Annotated in this window: 12 protein-coding genes; 9 read left to right on the top strand and 3 right to left on the bottom strand. The window is 72.1% G+C overall.

Annotated features, from left to right (window positions below):
- Nucleotides 1-65: 65 nt before the first annotated feature.
- Nucleotides 66-593 (top strand): hypothetical protein, encoded by a 528-nt coding sequence (locus ACFVSN_RS39695; protein WP_380446126.1) that lies wholly within the window; start codon nucleotides 66-68, stop codon nucleotides 591-593.
- A 50-nt stretch (nucleotides 594-643) separates the two neighbouring features.
- Here the strand turns inward: ACFVSN_RS39695 and ACFVSN_RS39690 are convergent, their stop codons facing one another.
- The 3 genes from ACFVSN_RS39690 to ACFVSN_RS39680 form a co-directional block, all read right to left on the bottom strand.
- Complete coding sequence (locus tag ACFVSN_RS39690) at nucleotides 644-2,182, bottom strand: chitinase (protein ID WP_387958304.1); 1,539 nt, start codon at nucleotides 2,180-2,182, stop codon at nucleotides 644-646.
- A gap of 175 nt (nucleotides 2,183-2,357) precedes the next feature.
- Nucleotides 2,358-3,509, bottom strand: coding sequence for a non-hydrolyzing UDP-N-acetylglucosamine 2-epimerase (gene wecB / locus ACFVSN_RS39685; RefSeq protein ID WP_387958301.1), 1,152 nt, complete (start codon nucleotides 3,507-3,509; stop codon nucleotides 2,358-2,360).
- A gap of 31 nt (nucleotides 3,510-3,540) precedes the next feature.
- Nucleotides 3,541-4,974 carry a glycosyltransferase gene (locus ACFVSN_RS39680; RefSeq protein WP_387958298.1) on the bottom strand — a complete coding sequence of 478 codons (1,434 nt, stop codon included), beginning with the start codon at nucleotides 4,972-4,974 and terminating at the stop codon, nucleotides 3,541-3,543.
- A 197-nt stretch (nucleotides 4,975-5,171) separates the two neighbouring features.
- Between ACFVSN_RS39680 and ACFVSN_RS39675 the strand changes: the two genes are divergently transcribed.
- From ACFVSN_RS39675 to rodA, 8 genes are all read left to right on the top strand, one after another.
- Nucleotides 5,172-6,563 (top strand): bifunctional folylpolyglutamate synthase/dihydrofolate synthase, encoded by a 1,392-nt coding sequence (locus ACFVSN_RS39675; RefSeq protein ID WP_380446122.1) that lies wholly within the window; start codon nucleotides 5,172-5,174, stop codon nucleotides 6,561-6,563.
- A gap of 2 nt (nucleotides 6,564-6,565) precedes the next feature.
- Nucleotides 6,566-6,916 carry a DUF4233 domain-containing protein gene (locus ACFVSN_RS39670; protein ID WP_387958295.1) on the top strand — a complete coding sequence of 117 codons (351 nt, stop codon included), beginning with the start codon at nucleotides 6,566-6,568 and terminating at the stop codon, nucleotides 6,914-6,916.
- Between the two features lie 88 nt (nucleotides 6,917-7,004).
- A complete protein-coding gene (ndk, locus tag ACFVSN_RS39665) occupies nucleotides 7,005-7,418 on the top strand; it encodes a nucleoside-diphosphate kinase (RefSeq protein ID WP_329931154.1) in 414 nt (137 codons plus the stop codon).
- A 321-nt stretch (nucleotides 7,419-7,739) separates the two neighbouring features.
- On the top strand, nucleotides 7,740-8,765 hold the full coding sequence (locus tag ACFVSN_RS39660; RefSeq protein WP_329931217.1) for a rod shape-determining protein: 1,026 nt from the start codon (nucleotides 7,740-7,742) through the stop codon (nucleotides 8,763-8,765).
- A 98-nt stretch (nucleotides 8,766-8,863) separates the two neighbouring features.
- The gene (gene mreC, locus ACFVSN_RS39655) at nucleotides 8,864-9,826 is read left to right on the top strand and encodes a rod shape-determining protein MreC (RefSeq protein ID WP_380446120.1); all 963 of its coding nucleotides are present in this window, start codon (nucleotides 8,864-8,866) and stop codon (nucleotides 9,824-9,826) included.
- A gap of 3 nt (nucleotides 9,827-9,829) precedes the next feature.
- Complete coding sequence (gene mreD / locus ACFVSN_RS39650) at nucleotides 9,830-10,471, top strand: rod shape-determining protein MreD (RefSeq protein WP_380446119.1); 642 nt, start codon at nucleotides 9,830-9,832, stop codon at nucleotides 10,469-10,471.
- Between the two features lie 56 nt (nucleotides 10,472-10,527).
- On the top strand, nucleotides 10,528-12,801 hold the full coding sequence (gene mrdA / locus ACFVSN_RS39645) for a penicillin-binding protein 2 (protein WP_387958292.1): 2,274 nt from the start codon (nucleotides 10,528-10,530) through the stop codon (nucleotides 12,799-12,801).
- The gene (rodA, locus tag ACFVSN_RS39640) at nucleotides 12,798-13,997 is read left to right on the top strand and encodes a rod shape-determining protein RodA (protein ID WP_380497732.1); all 1,200 of its coding nucleotides are present in this window, start codon (nucleotides 12,798-12,800) and stop codon (nucleotides 13,995-13,997) included. The genes mrdA and rodA overlap by 4 nt, the downstream gene beginning before the upstream one ends.
- Nucleotides 13,998-14,022 lie beyond the last annotated feature (25 nt).

Genomic DNA, 14,022 nt, shown 5'->3' with positions numbered 1-14,022 from the left:
GCGCGGTGCGCACCAGCGGGTTTCTGCCGGGCGTTTCGCTGAGCCAACGGACGGGAGGGCATGGCGTGGTGGTGACCGAAGAGTTGGTCGACGAACTTCCTGCCGAGGCGGTCGAGGAGGCCAAGGCCAGGGCGGCGACGCTGCTGCTCGCGTTCCGGCACGGCAACCAGCTCGCCTTCGACCACGAGCTCGACGTGCTGCTCGCCGAGCACGCCGAGCGCGAGGTGACGACCCTGCTCGCCTGGATCGCCGCGGAGGCGGTCCGCAAGGCCTACGCCCCCGCGGTCGGCGACAAGGTGCTGCGCGCGATGGCCAGGCGCGCCCCGGTCGACGCCGGCGCGGTCTGCGTGGACGAGGAGACCGCGGACGCCGCCCGGCTGATCGAGGCCGTGGCCGTCGGGGACGTGGCGGAGGTCCGCGGCCTGGTCGCCGCGAACGCCGACACCACCTTCCTGCTCGGCGGCCTGCTGCAGGGTGTCGCGATGATGCTGCCGTTCCTGCCCGACGGCGAACTCGGCGAGATCACCGCCGAGTTGCGCCGTCGCCACGGCGGCGGTGCGGCGCACGTGCCGGAGGCCCGGGCCGGGGTCTGAGCCGGGGGCCGCGCCGGAGTCCGAACCCGGCCCGGGTCTCCGGGCCGGGCTCACGGCATGGCGTGCAGGTGCGCGCCGATGGTGCCGGCGACCGGACTGCCCGCCGAGGCGTCCCAGTTGGTCGACCAGGTCATCGCCCCGCCGATCCCCGGCCAGGTGGTGCCGGGCCGGTAGCTGCCGCAGTCGGTGCCGGCGGCGAGGCAGTCCAGCGCGGCGTTCACGACGCCCGCGCTCACGTACCCGCCGCCCGCGGCGCTGGTCGAGGCCGGCACCCCGAACCCGACCTGGTCGGGCCGCAGCCCGCCCTGGAGCTGGATGCAGGCGAGCGCGGTCAGGAAGTTCTCGGTCCCCTGCGCGTACACGTTGCCGTCGCAGCCGTTCATCGTGCCGGAGTTGTAGTACTGCATGTTGACGATGGTGAGGACGTCCTTCACGTTCAGCGCCAGCTTGAAGTACTCCATGCCGGTCGACTGCATGTCGATGGTCTGCGGCGCCATGGTCAGGACGAACCCGCTGCCGGCCTTGGCCGCGACCGCGTGCAGCGCCTGGCCCAGGTACGTCGCGTTGACGCCGTTCTCCAGGTCGATGTCGATCCCGTCGAAGCCGTAGGTCCGCATCAGCGACCAGGCGGAGTCTGCGAAGTTCGCCGCCGACGCCGGGTCGGCCACCGACACGGTGCCGTTCTGTCCGCCGACCGAGAGCACGACCCGCTTGCCGGCCGCGCGCTTGGCCGCGATGTCGGCCTTGAACTGTGCGTCGGTGTAGCCGCCGAGGCGCGAGGACAGGGCCGGGTCGAGGGTGAAGCTCAGCGCGCCCGGCGTGGCGGTGGCATCGGCGAAGGCGACCGCGATGATGTCGTACGCGGCCGGGACGTCGCCGATGCGCTGGACGGCGGCGCCGTTGTCGAAGTTCTGCCAGTAGCCGGTGAGCACGTGCTTGGGCAGGCCCGGCGGCTTCGTCGGGGTGCCGGTCGGGCTGCCCGTCGCGGTCGCCGTGGCGGTCGGGCTGCCCGTCACGGTCGGGCTCGGGGACGAGGGGGACGTCGGGCTCTGCGACGGTTGCGGGCCGCCGGGGCCCACCAGCGAGACGTCGTCGGCCAGGAACGCCGCCTGCCCGTACCAGCCGTGCAGGTAGACGGTGACGCTCGTGGTGGCCGGGCCGGTGGTGAAACCGGTGCTGAGCTGCGCCCAGCCCGCCGACGTCGTCCAGGTGCTGGGGTCGGTGCCACCGGTGCCGCGAGCGCCGAGGTAGACGTACGAGCCCTGCACCCAGGAGCTCAGCGTGTACGCCGACGAGGGCTTCACGGCGACGGTCTGCGTGCACTCGCCGGTGTCGCCCGCGCCCGGGGTGGACCGCAGCGCGTACGAGCCGGAGTGGACGGTCGCGCTCTGGACGGTGCCGCCGGTGCAGGACCAGCCGGTGAGGGCGCCGGCTTCGAAGCCGCCGTTGGTGATCAGGTCGACGTCCGCGGCACGGGCGCCGGTGCCGGTGACGAGGACGAGTCCGCTCAGGCCCAGCGCGATCGCGCCGGCCCCGGCGAGCAGGGTGCGGACGGCGCGCGGGCGCCGCCGGTGTCGGGCAGGTGGCATGACTCCATCTCCTGTGGGGGAGGCCCGGCGGCGTGCTGTGGGGGCGGCGCCGTCCGGGGTGTCGATGGTGCGCGTGCGGGAGCTGCCGACAACTCAAGTCCCGCTCGGGAAACGGGACTTGCCTCACAAGGTGGAGTAGACCAATCCGGCTGTCAAGCCCGACTGGCGATCAGGACTACGCCGCCCGCAGGCCGGTGCCGGCCTCGGACCGGGCGGACTCGGTGATCCGGGCGGTGAGTTCGGCGATGCGCGCCGAGGCGAGGCCGTCGCCGTACGGGCTCGGGGTGGCCGCGAGCCGGGCCAGCCGCTCGGGGGTGTCGGACAGCCAGGCGTGCGCCAGCTCGCCCAGCTCCTCGCCGGGCCGCACCAGCGCGGCGAAGCCGGCGTCCACGGCCTCCGGGCGCTCGGTGGAGCGGCGCACCACCAGCAGCGGGCGGCCGAGCACGGTGCACTCCTCCTGCACGCCGCCGGAGTCGGAGACCAGCAGCGCGGCGTGGCTCGCGAGGCCGAGGAAGTCGGCGTACCCGACCGGTCCGGTGACGGCGATCCGCTCCAGCAGCCCGTCCAGCCCGAAGCGTTCGACGGCGGCCCGGGTGCGCGGGTGCATCGGGAACAGCACCGGCGTGCCGGCCCGCGCGATGCGGTCCAGCTCGGCGAGGACGGCGCCGAGCGCCTCGGCGGTGTCGGTGTTCTCCGGGCGGTGCACGGTCGCGAGGACGTAGCCGTCGGGGCGCAGCCCGTGCGCGGCGAGCAGGGCGGCGCGCGCCTCCTGGTCCGGCAGTTGGCGGCGGACGACCTCGACGACGGTGTTGCCGGTGAGCGCGATCCGCCGCTCGTCGAGCGACTCGGCGCGCAGGTTGGCGACGTTGTCGGGGGTGGCGGCGCACAGCAGGTCGGCGACGTGGTCGACCATGACGCGGTTGTGCTCCTCGGGCATCGCCCGGTCGAAGCTGCGCAGCCCGGCCTCGACGTGGACCAGCGGGATCTCCCGGGCGTTGGCGGCCAGCGCGCCGGCGAGGGTGGCGTTGGTGTCGCCCTGGACGACGACGGCCACCGGGCGGTCCTCGGCGAAGGCGGCGTCGAGCTGGCCGAGGGACTGGGCGATCTGCCCGGCCCGCGGCCGGCCGCCGACGCCGGTGAGCAGCTCCGGCCGGGGCAGGTCCAGATCGCGCAGGAAGCGGCCGGACATGGCCTCGTCCCAGTGCTGGCCGGTGTGCACCAGACGGGTGGCGTCGCCGAGTTCGTGGATCAGCGGGGCGAGCTTGACGAGCTCGGGGCGGGTGCCGAGGACGACGGCGACGCTGGACGGGGGCAGGCAGGTGCTCATGGGAGGAGGCTCCGTGGGTATCTGTCGGGGCTCAGGATTCGAGGGCGGTGGGGGCGCCGGCGGCGACCTTCTCGGCGTTGCGCCGGGTCTTGGCCCAGCCGTTGCGGCCGAGCAGCATCCGCACGGCCGCCCGGGTGGCGACGACGAACAGGTGGTAGGCGTAGATCCACACCAGGACGCCCCAGAGCAGCCCGGTCAGGCGGCGGCGGTCGGGGTGGACGAGGGTGCGGTAGGCGAAGCCCCAGAACACCATCGGCAGCGTGGCGACGACGAAGGCGACGGCCATGTACGGCCCGAACCGCAGCTGGAAGTCGGCGGTCTCGGCGGGGAAGAGCACCAGCCCGGCCGCGGTGATCACGATCGACAGCGGGGTGAGCAGCACGAGCAGCACGCAGACCACCGGCTGCAGGAAGGTGTACAGCACCTCGGCCTTGCCCGGCCACGTGTAGTGCGGGGAGCGCAGCACCCGGCCGGTGTAGCGCAGGCACTGCATGTTGCCCTGGGCCCAGCGGGTGCGCTGGGTGAGGAAGCGGCGCGGCGAGACCAGGGCCTCCTGGGAGACCTGGACCTCGGTGACGTGGGTCAGGCGCCAGCCGGCCAGGCGCAGGTCGAGGCCGGACTCGTAGTCCTCCAGCAGGGCGCGCTCGGGCCAGGGCCGCCCGGCCCGGCCCTCCTCGGCGGTGAGCGAGTCGAGGGCGGTGAGGCGCACGAACTGGCCGTTGCCGCCGAGGCCGACGCTGCCGGTGCGCCGGCGCAGCAGCTGCATGCCGGCGTTGTTGGCCTGGAACTCGACGTCCTGCATCCGCACGAGCGCGCGGGCGAACGCGTTGGCGGTGCGGCCGCGGCCGGGCAGCGGGAGCTCGTCGTCGGCGTTGCGCATGCGCACGCCGATCTGGACGGCGCCGGTGTCGGGGCGGCCGAGCGCCTTGTCGCTGCACACCTGCGCGAGGGTGCCGGCGCCGAGCTGTCCGTCGGCGTCGACGACGCCGATGACGACGCGGGAGCGGTCGGTGTCCTCGGGCAGCCGGGCGGAGATCTCGCGGTAGGCGGCGTTGAGGGCGGCGCCCTTGCCGATCCGCGCGTGCGGGCGGCGGCGCTGGACGAGGTGGACGCGGTCGTCGTGGGCCGCGGCGGCGAGGACGAGTTCGCGGGTGGCGTCCTCGCTGTCGTCGTCGATGACCCACAGGTGGGCCTCGGGCGCGGAGGCGCGCAGGCCGGCCAGGGTCTGGGCGACCACGGCCTCCTCGTCGCGGCAGGGGATGACCAGGTGCCACTGGAAGGCGGCGGGGTCGCCGGGTTCGGCGGCGAGGTTGCGCTTGAAGGCGTGGCGGGAGCCGGCCCAGTAGACCAGGAAGCGGCCGAACACCAGGACCATGTAGGCGACGAGCAGCAGTGAGATCAGCCCGGCGAGCCGGACGATCGTGTCCTGCCGGAGGACGATCCAGTCGTGCAGGACGTCGGGCATGGCGTGGCACTCCCAATGATCAAAGGCTATTGGCTCCTCAGGGATGCGAATCGATGCTTCATTGCGGTTCCAACTCGCTAAATCGATAGTAAAGGGAGTGAACTGGGAATCGGGGGTCAAGACCGGGCAAAGTGGTCGTTCTCACCCCGGACCTCACCCTGTGAGGACGGGCCGCCGACCCTCCGTAGACTGTGGTCGTGAGCGACAAGGCCGACCCGAACCCGTACACCCTCCGCCCCGCCGACGGCGGCACCGGCGACGCCCTGCGCGACGTCGAGGTCGAGCTGTCCAAGCGCTGGCCGGAGAACAAGCTGGAGCCCTCGCTCGACCGGATCGAGGCGTTGATGGACATCCTGGGCCAGCCCCAGCGGTCCTTCCCCTCCATCCACATCACCGGCACCAACGGCAAGACCTCCACCGCCCGGATGATCGAGCAGCTGCTCAACGCCTTCGAGCTGCGCACGGGCCGCTACACCAGCCCGCACGTGGAGAGCGTCACCGAGCGCATCAGCCTGGACGGCGCCCCGATCGCCCCCGAGCGCTTCGTCGAGGTCTACCGCGACATCGCGCCCTACGTGGAGATGGTCGACGCGCAGCAGCCGGTGCCGATGTCCTTCTTCGAGGTGCTGACCGGCATGGCGTACGCCGCCTTCGCCGACGCCCCGGTGGACGTCGCCGTGGTCGAGGTCGGCATGGGCGGCTCCTGGGACGCCACCAACGTCATCGACGCCGCCGTCGCGGTGATCACCCCGATCGGGCTGGACCACACCGACAAGCTCGGCGACACCACCGGCGAGATCGCGGTCGAGAAGTCCGGGATCGTCAAGTCCGGCGCCGTCGCCGTGGTCGCCCAGCAGCCGCTGGACGCCGCCCAGGTCATCCTGCGCCGGGCCGTCGAGGTGGACGCCACGGTCGCCCGCGAGGGCATGGAGTTCGGCGTGATCCGCCGTGAACTCGCCGTCGGCGGCCAGCTGGTGACGCTGCGCGGACTCGGCGGCGAGGAGTACGAGGACGTCTTCATCCCGCTGCACGGCGAGTACCAGGCGCACAACGCGGCGCTGGCGCTGGCCGCGGTCGAGGCCTTCTTCGGCGTCGGCGGCGCCCGCGGCGGGCAGCTCGACGTGGACAAGATCCGCCAGGCCTTCTCCGGCGTCTCCTCGCCGGGCCGCCTGGAGATCGTCCGCCGCAGCCCCACGATCATCCTGGACGCCGCGCACAACCCGCACGGCGCCCGCGCCACCGTCGCCGCGATCACCGAGTCCTTCGGCTTCAACCGCCTGGTCGGCGTGATCGGCACCTCGGGCGACAAGGACGTGGCCGGCGTGCTGGAGGCCTTCGAGCCGATCCTCGCCGAGGTCGTCATCACCCAGAACTCCACCCACCGCGCGATGGACGTCGACGCGCTCGCGGCGCTCGCCGTCGAGGTCTTCGGCGAGGACCGCGTCCAGGTCGAGCCCCGCCTCGACGACGCGATCGCCGCCGCCGTCACCCTCGCCGAGGAGGAGGGCGACCTCGGCGGCGCCGGGGTCCTGGTCACCGGTTCGGTCATCACGGTGGGCGAGGCCCGCCTGCTGCTCGGGAGGAAGTGAAGATGAGGACGCTCTGCTCCTCGACGCTGATCGGCGAGGCGCTGCTGGCGATGTTCGCCGGGCTGGTCGCGATGCGGCTGTCCAGTGTGTCGACCGCTGCGGTGTGGATCGTCACCGGGATCGCCATGGCGCTGTGCATCGCGCTGTGCGGCATGATCAACCGGCCCGGCGCCGTGCAGATCGGCTGGGCGCTGCAGATCGGCCTGATCGCCAGCGGCTTCATCCTGCCGACGATGTTCGGCCTCGGCGTGGTCTTCGCCGCCCTGTGGTGGTGCTCGGTGCACTACGGCCGCAAGGTGGACGAGTTCAAGGCCGCCCGCGCCGCCGCCGTCGCGGCCGCCGCGGAGGCCTAGGCCAGCGGAACCGGCGGGTCGCTCACGCAAGGTAACCTCTGCCGTACCCGCATACCGTATGCCGAACCGATTCCCCAGGAGACGCACCGTGTCCCAGCGCACTCTCGTCCTGCTCAAGCCCGACGCCGTCCGCCGCGGCCTGGCGGGCGAGATCATCAGCCGCATCGAGCGCAAGGCCGGCTGGCAGCTCGCCGCCGTCGAGCTGCGCACCTTCGACCGGGCGACGCTGGAGCAGCACTACGCGGAGCACGTCGGCCGCCCGTTCTACGAGCCGCTGCTGGAGTTCATGACCTCCGGTCCGTCGATCGCCCTGATCGTCGAGGGCGAGGACGTCGTCCCGGGCATCCGCATGCTGGCCGGCGCCACCAACCCGCTGGAGGCCGGTGCCGGCACCATCCGCGGCGACTACGCGACGATCACCCGCGAGAACCTGATCCACGCCTCCGACTCGCCCGAGTCCGCGGAGCGCGAGATCAAGATCTTCTTCCCGGCGCACGCCTGAGCCGGCCCGGGCGACACACCCGGAGGACTTAGGGACTGCCCCGGTCGGGACCATTGGCCCGGCCGGGGCATTCTTATCGGGAAATAGGGAACTGGGGGTGCCGACACGGCGTCCCAATCCTCGGAGAAGCGATCACGCTCCGGACAATGGACGGTATGCCCCACGTCGACGTCCGTACCGCGAGGCGTGACTACGATGGACGCGACTCAAGGGCCCGGTAAGGCAGCTCAGCTGGTCTCCGCCCAAGCGTGGGCGCACGCAGTCGTCCACCCCTCATGAACTCCGAGCCCGGGAAGGCACCTACACCCCATGGCGAGCAACCTGTCGTTCATCGGCCGCGACTTGGCGATCGACCTCGGAACTGCCAACACGCTGGTGTACGTCAGGGGCAAGGGGATCGTGCTCAACGAGCCGTCCGTCGTCGCGGTGAACACCAACACCGGCGGCATCCTCGCGGTCGGCGCCGAGGCCAAGAAGATGATCGGCCGCACCCCGGGCAACATCGTCGCCATCCGCCCGCTCAAGGACGGCGTGATCGCCGACTTCGAGATCACCGAGCGGATGCTGCGCTACTTCATCCTCAAGATCCACCGCCGCCGCTACCTCGCCCGCCCCCGCGTCGTCGTCTGCGTGCCCTCCGGCATCACCGGCGTCGAGCGCCGTGCCGTCATCGAGGCCTCCTCCCAGGCCGGCGCGCGCCAGGTGCACATCATCGAGGAGCCCATGGCCGCCGCCATCGGCGCCGGACTGCCCGTCCACGAGGCCACCGGCAACATGGTCGTCGACATCGGCGGCGGCACCACCGAGGTCGCCGTCATCTCCCTCGGCGGCATCGTCACCGCCCAGTCCATCCGGGTCGCCGGCGACGAACTCGACAACGCGATCGTCCAGCACATCAAGAAGGAGTACTCGCTGCTCCTCGGCGAGCGCAGTGCCGAACAGATCAAGATGAGCATCGGCAGCGCCTACGGCCTGGAGGGCGAGAAGGACGAGCACGCCGAGATCCGCGGCCGCGACCTCGTCAGCGGCCTGCCCAAGACCGTCGTCATCTCCGCCGCCGAGGTCCGCGAGGCCATCGACGAGCCGGTCAACTCGATCATCGACGCGGTCAAGACCACCCTCGACCAGTGCCCGCCCGAGCTCGCCGGCGACGTCATGGACCGCGGCATCGTGCTCACCGGCGGCGGCGCCCTGCTGCGCGGCCTCGACGAGCGGCTGCGCCGCGAGACCGGCATGCCGATCCACATCGCCGAGAACCCGCTCGACTCGGTCGCGCTCGGCTCCGGCAAGTGCGTCGAGGAGTTCGAGGCGCTCCAGCAGGTACTCGACGCCCAGCCGCGCCGTTAGCACCGACGACACACCCGACACTCAACTGAACGGGCCGCCGCCGCCAGGGCCCCACAGCCCCGGCGGCCGGCCAGGTACGAAGGGGCAGTACCAGCACCGTGAGGGACACACGAGAGAGCCGGCTGCTGCTCATCCTGCTGGTGGCCGTCGCCTTCGCGCTCATCACCGTGGACATCAAGGGCGGTGAGAGCTCCCCGCTCGGCGGTGCCAGGCGCGCCGCCGCCGGAGTCCTCGGCCCGGTCGAGCGCGGCGCATCCACCCTCGTCGACCCGGTCGCCAACACCGTCCGGGCCTTCCGCGACGCCGCCACCAACAGCGGCCGCACCGACCAGCTCGCCCGCGAGAACACCGAACTGCGGCAGAAGCTCGCCTCCTCCGACATGGCCGCCGGCCGCACCAAGCAGCTCGACGACCTGCTGCGCACCGCCGGCGCCGGCGGATACACCGTCAAGGCCGCCCAGGTCATCGCGATCGGCCCGGCCCAGGGCTTCTCCTGGACCATCACCATCGACGCCGGCAGCGACGACGGCCTCACCCGCGACATGACCGTCATCAACGGCCAGGGCCTGGTCGGCCGGATCACCACCGTCGCCCCCACCACCGCGACCGTCCTGCTCGCCTCCGACCCCGGCTTCACCGCCGGCGCCCGGCTGGAGGGCAGCGGGGAGATCGGCTTCGCCTCCGGCGGCGGCGACAGCCCGATGAAGGTCTCCCTGCTCAACGGGAAGGCGCAGGTCAAGGCCGGCGACCGGCTGGTCACCTTCGGCTCGCAGAGCGGCCGCCCGTTCGTGCCCGGCGTCCCGGTCGGCAAGGTCGTCGAGGTCCAGGCCAACGCCGGCCAGCTGACCAAGACCGTCCTGGTCGAGCCGTTCGTCCAGTTCACCCGGCTGGACCTGGTCGGCGTCGTCGTCGTGCCGCCGCGCACCGACCCGCGCGACGGCGTGCTGCCGCCCGCGCCGGCAGCCGGCCAGAGCCAGGCCCCGGCCGCCCCCGCCGCACCGGCGGCGCCCGCCACCACGGCTCCCGCCGCACCGCCCGCCAAGCCCACTGGGGGGAACTGAGCCATGCGCCTCGCCCGCATCCCCGTCTCCGCCGTCCTGATCCTGTTCGGCCTGATCCTCCAGGTCAGCGTCTTCGGACGGCTCCAGCTCCCCGGGGCCACCCCGGACATACTGCTGCTCGTCGTCGTCGGCCTCGCCATGGTCTACGGGCCCTCCGGCGGCTGCGTCGTCGGCTTCTGCGCCGGACTGCTCGCCGACCTCGCGCCGCCCTCCGACCACGCGATCGGCCGCTACGCGCTCGTGCTCTGCCTGATGGGCTACGCCGCCGGACTGCTGCGCCCGGAGCACGGCCGCCAGCGGTCCGTCTCCAGCGCGCTGCTGGTCGTCGCGGCCGCGGCCGTCGCCTCCACCCTGCTGTACGCGATGGTCGGCGCGCTGGTCGGCGACACCGCGGCCCGGCACGTCGGGCTCGGCGGCCTGGTGATCAGCGCCCTCCTGTACGACCTGCTGCTGGCACCGTTCGTCGTGCCGCTGGTGATGCTGCTCGGCCGCCGCTTCGGCCGCGACCCGGTGACCGCCGCCAGCGACGACGACGAGGGCGGCCCGGGCCTGGGCACGCTGGCCCGCTACCGCACCACCCGTGAGGTCTCGTCGGGCCCCGGCTACCGGAAGCGGCGCGTGCCCGGCTTCGCCCGGCGCCCGTAGTCCCGCCCCGCGGCCCCCGACCTCCCGACCCTCCCGCACCCTGGAGCGCACGAGACGTGAGCAACATCCCCGAGACCGGCCGAACCCGGCGGGTGACGATCCGTCTGGTGGTGCTGCAGATCCTGGTGCTGTCACTGCTCGCCACCCTCGGCGGGCGGCTGTGGTACCTGCAGATCCGCAACGCCAGCGTCTACACCGCCAAGGCGACCGGCAACCACATCCGCGAAGTGGTCGAGCCCGCCGTGCGCGGCGAGATCCTGGACGCCTCCGGGCGGATCCTGGCCGGCAACGAGACCCGCCTGGTGGTCTCCGTCAGCCGCACCTCGCTGCTCCAGCAGAAGGACGGCGGCAAGGCGGTGCTCGCCCGGCTCGCCGACGTGCTCGGCATGCCGGCCAAGGACGTGCAGGAGAAGGTCCGGCTCTGCGACGCCAAGACGCCGCAGCCCTGCTGGAACGGCTCGCCCTACCAGCCGATCCCGGTCACCAAGGAGGCGACCACCCAGCAGGCGATGCAGATAATGGAACGCCGCGAGGACTTCCCCGGGATCACCGCGCAGCCCACCGCCGTCCGCCGCTACACCGGCGCCGAGGGCGCCAACATGGCCCAGGTGCTCGGCTACCTCTCGCCCGTCACCGACGACGAGGTCAGCAAGACCGCCGCCAAGACCGGCCTGGACCGCTACCTGCCGGCCGACCAGATCGGCCGGGCCGGCCTGGAGTCGGTCTACGACCGCGACCTGCGCGGCACCGCCGGCATCACCAAGCTGGAGGTGGACAACCTCGGCCGGGTGATCGGCACCGCCGGCACCGTGGCCCCGCAGACCGGCGACAACCTGGTCACCAGCATCGACGCCCGGGTGCAGAAGGTCGTCGAGGACAACCTGGCGCAGGCCATGAACGACGCCAGGAACACCTTCGACAAGGTCACCAACCGCAACTACGAGGCCGACTCCGGCGCCGCCGTCGTGATGGACGTGCACACCGGCCGGATCGTCGCCATGGCGAGCGCCCCGACCTACGACCCCAACCTCTGGGTGGGAGGCATCAGCGGCAAGGACTACCAGTCGCTGACCAGCAAGGACTCCAACTTCCCGCTGCTGAACCGGGCCATACAGGGTCAGTCCGCCCCCGGCTCGACCTTCAAGGTCGTCTCCACCACCGCCGCGGTGCAGGCCGGCTACTCGCTCGACGGCCGGTACGACTGCCCGAAGGCCATGACCATCGGCGGCCGCGAGTTCAAGAACTTCGAGAGCGAGAACTTCGGCGCGATCTCCCTGGAGAAGGCGCTGGAGGTCTCCTGCGACACCGTCTTCTACGGCCTGGCGTACGACCAGTGGATGAAGGACGGCGGCATCAAGCCGAAGAAGGACCCGGGCGACTGGTTCTTCAAGACCGCCCACGAGTTCGGCCTCGGCGCCAAGACCGGCATCGACCTGCCGGCCGAGGTCCCCGGCCGGGTGCCGGACCGGCAGTGGAAGCAGTCCTTCTACGACAACAACAAGGACGCCTGGTGCGCGCAGGCGCAGAAGGGCGGCAACAGCTTCTCCGACCAGATCGCCCGGGAGAACTGCGTCGACGGCTACCAGATGCGCGCCGGTGACGCCGTCAACTTCGCGATCGGCCAGGGCGACACCCTCGTCACCCCGGTCCAGATGGCCCGGATCTACTCGGCGCTGGCCAACGGCGGCACCTTCTACCGGCCGACCATCGCCAAGGCGGTGATAAGCCCGGGCGGGGACCTCGTCCGCGAGATCGCCCCGCACGAGGACGCCAAGTTCCCCGGCGACCAGAAGCTCCTCAGCTACATCGACCAGGCCACCGCGGGCGTCATCACCAGTGGCACCGCGGCCTGGAAGTTCGCCGGCGCCGGCTGGCCGCAGGGCAAGATCGAGCTGCACGCCAAGACCGGCACCGCCGAGGTCGAGGGCAAGCAGACCACCTCGTGGCTCACCACGTACAGCAAGGACTACGCGGTCGTCATGACCATCAGCCAGGGCGGCACCGGCTCCGGCGGTTCCGGTGACGCGATCCGCCGGATCTACCAGGCGCTGTACGGCGTGGACGACAAGGGCAACGTCGACAACGGCAAGGCCCTGCTGCCCGCACCGCAGGCCGAGCTGCCGAAGTTCAACCCGGACGGCACCGCGATCATCAAGCCGGCCGCGTACACCGTCGAGGACCACTCCGGCCTCGCCGACCCGGGCGTGACCGGCGGCTCCCCGCGGGTCTTCCTCGACCCGGCGCCGCCGGCCGGCCCGACGGCGCCCCTGCTCGCCGCGGCCGGCGCCGCGCTCGAACCGCAGCGCGGCGCGGGAAGGGGACGCGCATGACCTCGTACGGTTCCTACCGGCAGCTGCGGCTCTCGCCGCAGCGCACCGGGGTGTCCAAGGCCCTCGCCAAGGACTCGCCGCTGTGGCGGCTCGACTGGATACTGCTGCTGGCCGCGCTGACCCTCTCGCTGGGCAGCTCGCTGCTGGTGTGGTCGGCCACCCGCGGGCGGGACTCGCTGACCCACGGGGACCCGCAGTACTTCCTCTACCGGCACCTCACCAACGTCGTCGTCGGGCTCGTGCTGTGCGCCGTCGTGATAGCGATAGGGAGCCGGCGCTTCCGCACCCTCGTGCCCTTCGTCTACGTCGCCGTGATCCTGCTGCTGATGGCCACGCTGAGCCCGATCGGCTCGACCATCAACGGCGCGCACTCGTGGATCCAGCTCGGCGGCGGCTTCTCCGTCCAGCCGGCCGAGTTCGCGAAACTGGGCATCGTGCTGGCGATGGCGGTCGTGCTGTCGGACCAGGTGGACGCGGGGGAGCGGGCGTTCCCCTCGCACCGGGCGGTCTTCCGGGGCCTGGTCTGGGCGTGCCTGCCGATGGGCCTTGTGCTGCTGATGCCGGACGCCGGGTCGGTCATGGTGATGTCCGCGATCGTGCTGGGCATCCTGCTCGGCTCGGGCGCGGCCAACCGCTGGGTCCTCGGGCTGCTGGTCCTGGGCACCGCGGGGTCCGTCGCGGTCTGGAAGTTCGGGCTGCTGAGCAAGTACCAGATCGACCGCTTCGCCGCGTTCGCCAACCCGCAGCTCGACCCCTCCGGCGTCGGCTACAACACCGCGCAGGCCCGGATCGCGATCGGCTCGGGCGGGCTCACCGGCAAGGGGCTGTTCCACGGGACGCAGACCATAGGGCAGTTCGTGCCGGAGCAGCAGACCGACTTCGTGTTCACGGTGGCCGGCGAGGAGCTGGGCTTCGTCGGGGCGCTGGCGATCATCCTGCTGGTCGGCGTGGTGCTGTGGCGGGCCTGCCGGATCGCGCGGCAGGCGACCGACCTGTACGGGACGATCGTCGCGGCGGGCGTCATCGCGTGGCTGTCGTTCCAGGCGTTCGAGAACATCGGGATGTGCCTGGGCATCATGCCGGTGGCCGGCATCCCGCTGCCGTTCGTGTCGTACGGCGGTTCGTCGATGTTCGCGGTGTGGATCGCGATCGGACTGCTCCAGGCGGTGCGCAGCCAGCGGCCGATAGCGGCGTGAGAGCGGCGTGAGAGCACGTCCTCGA

It is taken from the genome of Kitasatospora sp. NPDC057904 (genome assembly GCF_042887925.1).
In the GTDB taxonomy this organism is placed as follows: Bacteria; Actinomycetota; Actinomycetes; order Streptomycetales; family Streptomycetaceae; genus Kitasatospora.
The sequence above is the reverse complement of the archived record's forward strand: the minus strand, read 5'-3'. Positions and strand labels throughout refer to the sequence as shown.